Origin of the sequence: Pseudomonas sp. RIT409 (assembly GCF_003052515.2) — a bacterium.
GTDB lineage: Bacteria > Pseudomonadota > Gammaproteobacteria > Pseudomonadales > Pseudomonadaceae > Aquipseudomonas.
In genome coordinates, this window is sequence record NZ_QARE02000036.1 from 23,287 (window position 1) to 33,115 (window position 9,829).

At 57.9% G+C, this 9,829-nt stretch carries 5 protein-coding genes; all 5 read right to left on the minus strand.

Features of this window, described 5'->3' with window-relative positions:
- Positions 1–167 precede the first annotated feature (167 nt).
- Entirely contained in the window at positions 168–1,706 is a 1,539-nt protein-coding gene (locus DBP26_RS26050; protein WP_256600857.1) for a DUF2875 family protein, read from the minus strand.
- A 148-nt stretch (positions 1,707–1,854) separates the two neighbouring features.
- The gene (locus DBP26_RS26910; protein ID WP_146749649.1) at positions 1,855–2,379 is read right to left on the minus strand and encodes a hypothetical protein; all 525 of its coding nucleotides are present in this window, start codon (positions 2,377–2,379) and stop codon (positions 1,855–1,857) included.
- 118 nt (positions 2,380–2,497) lie between these two features.
- A complete protein-coding gene (locus tag DBP26_RS26055) occupies positions 2,498–4,174 on the minus strand; it encodes a DUF2875 family protein (RefSeq protein WP_108240468.1) in 1,677 nt (558 codons plus the stop codon).
- Between the two features lie 2 nt (positions 4,175–4,176).
- Entirely contained in the window at positions 4,177–6,213 is a 2,037-nt protein-coding gene (locus DBP26_RS26060; protein ID WP_256600856.1) for a DUF3274 domain-containing protein, read from the minus strand.
- A 55-nt stretch (positions 6,214–6,268) separates the two neighbouring features.
- The gene (tssI, locus tag DBP26_RS26065) at positions 6,269–8,839 is read right to left on the minus strand and encodes a type VI secretion system Vgr family protein (RefSeq protein WP_108240469.1); all 2,571 of its coding nucleotides are present in this window, start codon (positions 8,837–8,839) and stop codon (positions 6,269–6,271) included.
- Positions 8,840–9,829 lie beyond the last annotated feature (990 nt).

Genomic DNA, 9,829 nt, shown 5'->3' on the forward strand with positions numbered 1-9,829 from the left:
ACATCGTAGGCGTATGACACCCCATCCCTACGGCAACTTCATCGTTCCTACGCTCCCGCGTGGGAATGTCGCCCGGGACGCTCCGCGTCCCCCTGACGCAGAGCGTCGTACCCTGCGTTACCACGCGGAGCGTGGGAACGATCACATTTTGGCGACGGCAAGATCGCTCACTGAACCCCACCCGGTGCGCCGAATTTGAACGGGTCGTCCCAGCGTGTTTTTGCATTTTTCGCCTTGGTGGCGTCGCTGGGTGGGCGAATCATTTGCACGGTGAAGCTGCCGTCGGTGCCGGTGTAGACCACGGCACTGATACCGCCGTCCAAGTAGCTGGCGATGGTGGCGAGGTTGATTTCCACCAGTGCGCTGCTGACACCGGTGTTACCCAAGCGGCGACCGATGTTGAACGCTTCATTGACGTTGCTGGTTTCAAGACCGCTGCCGTCGGTGTTCAGCGCATGCAGGGCCTGGGAGAGGGTGATTTCGACTTCTGCACTGTCGGTGGTGTCGTATAACACGCGCACGGGGCGCTCGCCGTCAGGCAGGGTGTCGAGTGCTTGCTGCCATGCGCCTTGGAGGGCAAGTGCGCGCTGGGCTTGCTTGAGAGGGATGCCATTGGCATCGGTCATTGAGACTTTGATTGGGCGGTGCAGATAGCCTAGGGTCGGGGTTTCGTCGTACTCGTCGATCTGGTGTTTGGCCCAGCGAATGGGCAGCCATTTGGTCGGGCGGAAATCGCCGGGGCCACGGTTGCTGGTGGTGTTCCAGAGAGCGGGGAGTTGGGCGTGCCAGTAGGTGCTGGACATGGTTCCGGGGCCAAGGGGTGTGACGACCCCTTCGGCCTTCTTTGCAGCCTCGTAAGACTTTCGGAACTCAGGTGCGTGTTTCCAATAGAAGAACCAGAGTTTGCCAAGATCGGTAGATCTGTTCTGATTGTCCTCTTGCTGGTTTATCGCATACGGGCGTAGGTAATGATCTACGCGGTCAGTGCGAGCTACGAGCAATCCGGTCATGCTGTCGAAGACCGTGGGCAGGTAATGACCATTGACCAAAGGTGGCGTTCCGTGTGCGCGATATCCACTACGGGTACTGTCGCCATCCTGACTGAAGACGAATACTTCAGGGACCTCGGGGTTGTCGTCGAAGAATTTAAAAAGCTTTTCCAGAATGCTCTGGGCGTGAGTCGTGTTCTCAGCGTCCTGCCAGAGAAACAGGTTGACACACAAGGTGGCAGCATTACGCGCTGAGCTTATGCCGCCTGCTGCGCGATCGTTCTTATCATCTGGTCGCTTGGGCGGGGCAATGGCGAAGGAGGGCACGGGCCAGTAGGCGACGGCGTCGCGAGCGGAGTGTCGAGCGGCAGCTCGAACGTTTATAGACGCGTTGTTACGGCGGGTATCAGCTCTGTCCGGATAGTCCTTTGGGTCTTGAGAGTAAATTGAGGAAAAATTGTCGCTTTTATTCTTGATCTTTCTCCAGATGGTCGATTGCTGGTGTGCATCAATCGCCAATCCTGCTGCTTTGATCTCCAATGAGAACGTGCGTTTGACCTTCTCGGAAAGTTCTACACGCTGCCTGTACTGCTCAACTTGTTGAACGTCCTTATTAGCGATGGTTTGAGCGACGGCCTTGCCTGTCCAGTGGATGGTGAACAGGGCTGCTACCAATGCTGTTATCTGAGCAATGCCCAGCAGGGTTCCTTGTGGCAAATCGGTAATCTCCCGGCCTACAGTGTTTGCTTTCTCGACGACGTACCATACGCACCCCAGCCAGGCCTGAACGTGAATGCTCCGCTGAGTTGGCACTCAACGACTTCACCTCCGCTACTGGTCGGGTCTCCGAGGCAAATGGGGTGTGTCATTCTTGATGCTCCGTGGTGTCGTATACGGGTTCAGGCGCATTGGGGTTTGCGGGATAAAGACCTGCATCCGCAGCTACAAAACCTACGGCAACAACCATTGCATATTGGGTTTTTTCTGGATAGCGATCTTTATTTCGAGTGTCACTTTCTGAGGGATTTAGCGGACTGTTGGCTGAGAATTTGATAAATGTCACACCCTCAGCTCTTAGTACGCAGGTGACAGGTTTTGAGTTTGGGTACTCTTCAGCTATCTCTTTTTCCGTTTCTGGCTCAAATCCCTGAGTGAGTTCCATGCCTTCCCATATGCCAGGTTGATCTGTTCTTATTGAAACTTCATAAACACCTAATTTTTTTGAAAATCTTAAGCTCGGCGCAGTGTCAGGCTGGTTGGAAAACTCTCCTAGAAAGCCGTCGCAGGGCGTTTCAGAGTTGGAGCAACCGATGAGTATTGACATGATTGCAATGCATATAATTGCAACCGGTGCGTGTTTTAGACTTCGATTGTTTTCGTTAAGTAACATCGGGCTTCCTTATGATTGTTTACATGCCTGCCTGATTGGCAAATACGTGCAGTGGGTGGTTTGGTGACAACGCCGCTGAGGCTTATGCCCTTCAGCATTTTGGCGACGGCAAGATCGCTCACTGAACCCCACCCGGTGCGCCGAATTTGAATGGATCGTCCCAGCGTGTTTTTGCATTTTTCGCCTTGGTGGCGTCGCTGGGTGGGCGAATCATTTGCACGGTGAAGCTCCCGTCGGTACCGGTGTAGAACACAGCGCTGATACCGCCGTCGAAGTAGCTGGCGATGGTGGCGAGGTTGATCTCCACCAGGGCGCTGCTGACGCCGGTGTTGCCCAGTCGGCGGCCGATGTCGAAGGCTTCGTTGACGTTGTTGAGGTCGAGGCCGTTACCGTCGGTATTCAGGGCATGCAGAGCCTGGGTGAGGGTGATTTCCACCTCCAAGCCATCGGTGGTGTCGTAAAACACCCGCTGGGGTTTTTCGCCGTCGGGCAACGTGTCGAGGGCTTGCTGCCAGGCGCTTTGCAAGGCGCGAGCGCGCAGCGCAGGTTTCAGCGGCTGACCGCGTTCGTCGACCATTGGCACTTTGACCGGGCGGTGCAGGTAACCGAGGGTTGGTGTTTCGTCGTACTCCTCGATCTGATGCTTCGCCCAGCGAATCGGCAGCCACTTGGTGGGACGGAAATCACCTGGGCCACGGTTGCTGATGGTTTTCCAGAATTCGGGCAATTGGGCATGCCAGTAGTCGCTGGACATAGTGCTAGGACTCAGCGGCTCCGCCACACCCTCTGCGTGCTTCTCCAGCTCATACAATCGGTCAAATTTTCGATCACGATCCCAATAGAAAAACCATAGCTTGCCAAGGTCGGTGGACTTGTCTTGGTTGTCTTCTTGCTGACGCACAGCGTAGGGACGCAGGTAGCGGTCCACGCGATCAGTGCGGGCCACAAGCAATCCGGTCATGCTGTCTAGGGTTTTTGGAAGGTAATATCCATCAGATAACCCTGGCGTGCCCGGTACTCGGTAGCCACTGCGAGTACTGTCGCCATCCTCGCTGAATACAAAGGCTTCGGGGACTTCGGAATTATTGTCGAAGAACTGAAAGAGCTTTTGCAGAATGCGCTGCGCGTGAGTGGTGTTTTCGGCGTCCTGCCAGAGAAACAGATTGACGCCCAAGGTGGCTCCATTGCGTGCCGAGCTGATACCGCCAGCCGCACGATCATTCTTGTCGTTCGGTTGTTTAGGCGGAGCGAGGGCGAAGGAAGGCACGGGCCAGTAGGCCACGGCGTCTCTGGCAGAGTGTCTGGCGGCCGCCCGGATATTAATGTCTGCGTCGGTCCAGCGGCGATCAGCCGAGTTGGAATAGTCTTTGGGATCTTGCGAGTAGATGGAGGCAAAGTTATCGTTTTTTTGTTTGATCTTCTTCCAGAGGGTTGACTGCTGATGCTTATCGATAGCCAATCCCGCCGCTTTGATCTCCAGTGAGAACGTGCGCCTTGCTCTGTCGGCCTCTTCGATCTGTTGCTGATAGTGCTCGAGCTGCCGAGTGTCTTTAGCGTCGAGGCCTTGAGCGATGGCCTTGCCTGTCCAATGCAGGCTGAATACGACCCCTAACAGAGCTACGATTGCAGCGGTTCCCTGTAGCGTTCCCTTCATCAAGCCGGTGATCTCCCTGCCTTCAGTAATCGCCTGTTCAACCATGTACCCTACGAAGCCCAGCCAGACGGCGGTCATCAGTGATGCGATCCAGAGGTAGGTTTTGAATTTAGGGATGCATCGTTTCAGACTGTTCATCATCGTTAGCCCTCGTGACGTGAGTAATGCACCATCGAGGGCGGTGTGAGTGGCACGAGATCTTCAGGAGGGAAATCGCCTTTGTGATAGTAGTGGTGACTAGCTTTCACGAGATTGCGTGCTTCTTCGCTGAGCTTGCTCCATCCAGGCATGTTGAGCAGCCTCGCTTCAAAGAACTTCTTCCCCATCCGCCAATTCGCTATCGCGATCAGCACCTCCCGAATTTGCCGATCATCCAAACAGCGCGCCTGCCCAATCGCCACGTCCATGGCCGTCACCCAGCGGTGGTTCGCGGGGCTGCGCAGGATGGCCGAGTGGTAACTATTGTCGTCCCACTCCTTGTTGGCCTCCTTGTCACCCCGACGGGCCATGCGTTCGCGGATTTCATTGGGCGTTTCTTCACGCTCGATCAGGTAGTACTCGACGCGTTTTTCGCGAACGTCCATCACTGGCCTCTGTGTAACTTCGCGGGTCTGGTCGTCCGGGGCCTTGCCCTTGTTCCAGGTCGCAAGTACCTCCAGGGTCCGGATGGGGGTGGCTGACTTGCCCATAGGCTTCCATTCGAATCTGGCTCTTCGCTTCCCTAGCGCATTGTTCTGCGACACCGCGTCGGGCGCGTCCTTTCCGGGGGTGTCGGGCGTTCCGGTCTGGGCCTCGCCACCAAACATCTGCGGCGCATGAGGTGGGGTCAGGGCTTCGCCATTGATAAAGCGCAGTTCGCCTTTCTCCATGCCCGCCTCAGTGACAAACGAGACCGCTGCGTTATGCCCGGCGCTGCGCCGTTCCGTTCCTGTGCGCAGCTCAACCATGCACGGTGCATTGCCCACCCACACCGGCTGGTCGTCGCGGATGCGTTTGCTCCACAGGCGCTGATGGAAACGCAGCCCTTTGAGGCGGTCCATGGCGGGTGTGCCGTCGGGCAGTGCGTCGGGTACACCAAAGGTACCGATGCCGCTGACGTCGCGAAGGGCCACCGTGGTGTCGTCATGGCTGAAATAGAGATACACCTTGCCCCGGTTGTCGCGTTCGGGGAACACGAGGGTGGACTGATCAGGCCCCAGGCGCTGACCCTGTTCGGCAGACCAGTTGCCACCCGTGCGTCCTCCGTAGCCCTTGGCAGTGGATTGCAGGTCGCCGAGAGGGGGAGCGTCGTGAGGGGCTTTGGTCACGGCCTCGCAGATGTTGATCAAGGTGTCTAGGGTTTTCGAGCCTTTGGGGGTTTTGTCAGGCAGTACCGAATAGGGTGACGCGACCATGATCGCGCAGTCGGCGCAGCGCTCACCGCGATCCACCAGTAACGCCTGTGCAAGCAAAGTGATCAGCGTGCCTTGGCTGTGCCCCATGACGGTGACGGTGTCGTTGGGAGAGAGGCGACGAATTTCACCTATCAGCATGGCGAGCCGGTGCGCGGCCAGCACGAAGTAACGCCGAGGCGGGCTTTTGCCCATGAACAGCGTATTGGGCAGTGCCCGATTGGCGGCATACCTGACCCATTTGTCGAAGCCCTTGTCATACATCTCCGGTAGGCTGTTGGTGGCGTTGTCGAAGAAGCCACCGCCCTTGCCAAAGTGGCGGTCAAGCCGGTTGCCGAAGTGGTCCTGATACTGAGTGCGCAGTTTGGTGGGGGCACCGTTCTTGTCGCGTTTGATTTCCTCTGGTGCGGCGCGGTAGCCCCAGTAAAAAGGAATGAAGACGCTTCGGGGCTTTTCGCCGCCTGCGCTGCGCTGATACAAGTAGGTATCGGGGTCGTCGACATATTCACGTTCCCGCTCGTCCCTATCTGGGGCAGGAATTGCATTTGCTCTTGCATAGTCAACACCATACGGCTCCGCCGCCATGTCCGTTCGACTCAGCCTGTCATTCAGGCCCTGACACAGCCCGGTTTCCACCGACTCATAAGCTGCGCCGGGGTCATTGACGCCATGCAGGAAGATCACGATGCCGGGCATGTCGCGGGGCACTTCGACGAAGGTGTCGTTGGGTCGATTGGGGATGAGCCGGGTCTGGTGAGAGGCCAGAATACGGGGGTCAGGGTTTCTCATCGTTCACTTCCTGTTGTGATGCTGTGCAAGGCGTGGCGAGGGCGAACTGACGTGATCATTGAGGGCCGTCCTTGTGTGCGGACACTTCAAGTTTTTGCATCAGTGCGTTTTCGACCTTTTGGGTGGCGCCCGAACTATCGGTCAGGCCACTGAGCACCGTGCCGTCTTCCAGCTTGAGGCTGTAGGCCTTGTCGATGAGCAGGGCTGGCATGTCTGTGGTGTGGCCGGGGTAGTGCAGGACCACTCGTTGGCTGGCAGGGTCGCGCCCAAAGCTCGGTGTGGTTGCGCTGTCACTCTTGGCAGTGCGCCAGTCGTACTGGTTGGCGTAAAAGCCAATGGTGCTGGAGCTGCCCAGTTCAACACCGCCACCGATCTTCAGATAGCTGCCGTCAGCGGCCACGAGACGGATGGTGGGGGCGGTGAGGACAATTTCGCCTTCCGAGGCGGACGCCATCAGGTTGTGCTGTGCGTTCAGTGCGATGCTGTCTTCCTGCGCTTGAACGGTGACTTTGCCGCGATTGGCGATGGCGGTGATGCCTTCGTCCTGAGCGAAGGCCGAGATGCCTTTGCCCGCATGCAGGTGGGTGCCCGCGCCGCTGGTGAGGTGCAAATGGTCCTGAGCCGTGGTGTCGTGGTTTGCACCTGCATACTGAATATGCGAAGCCGGTGTGGCGCTGGCGATGCCATTCTCGGCAGTCATGGCGATCACGGGTTCGCCCTTGGCGTTGCTGTCAGGGGCTGGCCATTGGTCCAGTGCCTGGCGCAGGGCATCAATACCGCTGGGATCGATGGCCTGCGTGCCCCGTGCGTTGGCGGTCTGGCCGATGGCACTGAAAATGTCCGCGCACTGGGTGAGCAGCTTCAGCAAGGCCCCGCGTTCCAGCTGGTCGTCCGCAACGCTTTGGGTTGCGTGGGTGGTCAGCAGCACACCTTGTGCGGCACGCAAGCCAATGGCTGCATCGGTGCGCAATTCGGCGCCATTGCCAAGGGGTTTGGCGGTGCCCTGTTCACGGGGGCCGGTCAACCTACCGAGATTCAGTGCAGTCGTGTGGTGGGTTGTTGCAAGGCGCGCTCGGGGAGCGCCGTGGGTGTCATCCAGTAGCAGTTCGTTGTAGCCCCTTCCTTTATGTTCACGAGTCTTGATGCCGGACAGGGCCTTGTTACCGGGCAACCCCGGCGTTGCCGTGAAGCTAGGGGTGTGTTTGACGGCGTTATAGACCACGCCTGTTACCACTGGACGGTCTGCGTCGCCGCCCATGTGTTGCACTATCACTTCTTGACCGACTCTGGGCAGAAATTGATGCCCGAAGCCTTCTCCGGCACTGGGCATGACGACTCGCAGCCAAGTGGTGTTCTGCGTATCTTCACGACGGGACCGGTATGCGCTGTCATCCCTGCGTTGCCAATGGAACCGCACCTGAATCCGGCCCATTTCATCCGTAAAGACTTCCTCACCTTCAGGCCCCGTCACGATGGCGCTGAGCGGCCCGGGGATGATCGGGCGTGGATGACTCCGCTCAGGCCGGAAAGGAATGTAGTCACGGACACAACTGAAGGTATTGGCGTAATGGGCAGGCGCTGTTGAAAGGTAGTTGTTACGCCCGATGTGCTCGACGCGCAGCAGCAGAAACTGCCGTTCTTTGCGAGGGGCGTTATCGTGGTCAAAATGTTGAGTCAGTTCAAACGTGTACCCCGGCCTCATGCTGCGGCAATGGCCGGTGCCTTTGAAGCCCTTGCTTTGGACTTCGATAGCTTCGACACGTCGACGCGCCAGCGCGCCGCCCTGGGCATAGTCTGCGTGGGAGTACGGCACCGTGTAGTCATACACGCTGTAAGACGGGGCATCGCCCTGATTGTTGATGCTCTTCATACTCACCGGCAGCAGGTTGCCCGGTTGCCTGTAGTCAAAGGTCTGAACGCTGAGACTGCCCGGCTGGAATGAACGATAAGCGCCCCACTGAGTGATAGCATCGGCGGTCTCTGTGATTGCAGCGCTGTGGTAGCGGATCACCGGTTGTTCGGGTAGGGCAGCGAGATGGCGGGAGTCATCGCCGATCACCATGCGGTGGCCTTGCGCACTGTGCTCGAAGAAGAAAAACAGACCGTCGTCTTCAAGCAGGCGCATGACGAAATTCAGGTCGGTTTCAAAGTACTGGGTCATGTAGCTGTGGGTCTTCAGCGGATTGAGCAACCGGAATTCGACGCTCGGCAATGTCCCGTACTCGGCCAGCACTGCACGGATAATGTCCTCGACAGTCTTCTCCTGAAAGATGCGTGCATCTTCTCTTCGGCTCAGGTGCCATAGCCAAGGCTTGAGTGTCGCGGAGTATTTGGCCCAGCCGCCGTCGCTGCCTTCAGAGTTGAAATGGCTGAAGCAACCGTCGAGATAGCGGATATTTCCATCTGCCAATTCGATTTGGATCTGTGCGGGTTTGCCTATCAGAGACTTCAGCTCGATACCGGCATCGTGCGACAGTAATTGGAGGTCAATGCTAAAAAGTTCAGAGACGGCTTCGACGCCGCTGAAGGTATCGACTAACAGTTCCTGATGACCTGTCAGCGGCGTGACAAGCCTGATCAACCGCTGATGCTGTGGCGCATGAAGGGAGGCCAGATCCTTGAGCATGGGTTCTCCTGCAGCCTGTCGCCGTAGCGGTCAGACCAGATTTTGGGGCGTATGGGGAGCTTTCATCGCCCGATGGAGGCAACGCAAACTTGGGCGGGAGGCAGGTTATTTGAAACAGAATGAAATAGAAGGAACGGCTGACGATTGAGATCGTCAGTCAATTCGATTTGGTTTGTAGGATGGCTCTTTCGGCGTGATTTCTGTCAGGCCCGGTTTCGGGGAAGTAACCAAAGCCATTCGCTCCTGGTTTGGCCCGGCTGCGCCGGGTTCCCTCCTTCCGGCGCTGCTCCGTGGGCACGCCGCGGACGGCCATCCATGGCCGCGCGGCTCTCGCGGCTCCCGGCCGCTCAACCCACTCCACGACACCTCCGCTCAGCCTGCACCCAAGTCGCAGTCCGCGGTGTCTGGGCTGTCGCGCGCTAAAAGCAAAAGCAAAAGCAAAAGCAAAAGCAAAAGCAAAAGCAAGATCCACCATGCCCTGAATCAAACGACGCTTCGCTCTTCGCTTTTGATCTTCCCTACACAAACAGCCCAGCCACCGCCGAACGCGACTTGGGTGCAGGCTGAGCGGAGGTGTCGTGGAGTGGGTTGAGCGGCCGGGAGCCGCGAGAGCCGCGCGGCCATGGATGGCCGTCCGCGGCGTGCCCACGGAGCGGCGCCGGAGTGAAGGAACCCTGACGCAGTCAGGGCCAAACCAGGAGCAAGCGGTTTTCCTCCATTTTGCCAAGACAAAATGGAGTCGCTCGTAAGGAGCGAAACCCTAGCTCCCAGCCTACGCGCCAACGGATCTGCTCCGATCTCAGCCATACCTGTGAAGCCATAGGTCCGGGTATGGCGAGCTGATCCATTGGCGATGTTGACGCTGATTCACCGTTCCGCTTTTACAGCGGGTCACTTTCCTTTCGGGGAAAGTAACCAAAGCCATTCGCTCCTGGTTTGGCCCGGCTGCGCCGGGTTCCCTCCCTCCGGCGTTGCTCCGTGGGCACGCCG

Coding starts and splice junctions, on each gene's coding strand:
- DBP26_RS26910 (WP_146749649.1), bottom strand. CDS start 2,379: ATGTTACTTAACGAAAACAATCGAAGTCTAAAACACGCACCGGTTGCA.
- DBP26_RS26055 (WP_108240468.1), bottom strand. CDS start 4,174: ATGATGAACAGTCTGAAACGATGCATCCCTAAATTCAAAACCTACCTC.
- DBP26_RS26060 (WP_256600856.1), bottom strand. CDS start 6,213: ATGAGAAACCCTGACCCCCGTATTCTGGCCTCTCACCAGACCCGGCTC.
- tssI (WP_108240469.1), bottom strand. CDS start 8,839: ATGCTCAAGGATCTGGCCTCCCTTCATGCGCCACAGCATCAGCGGTTG.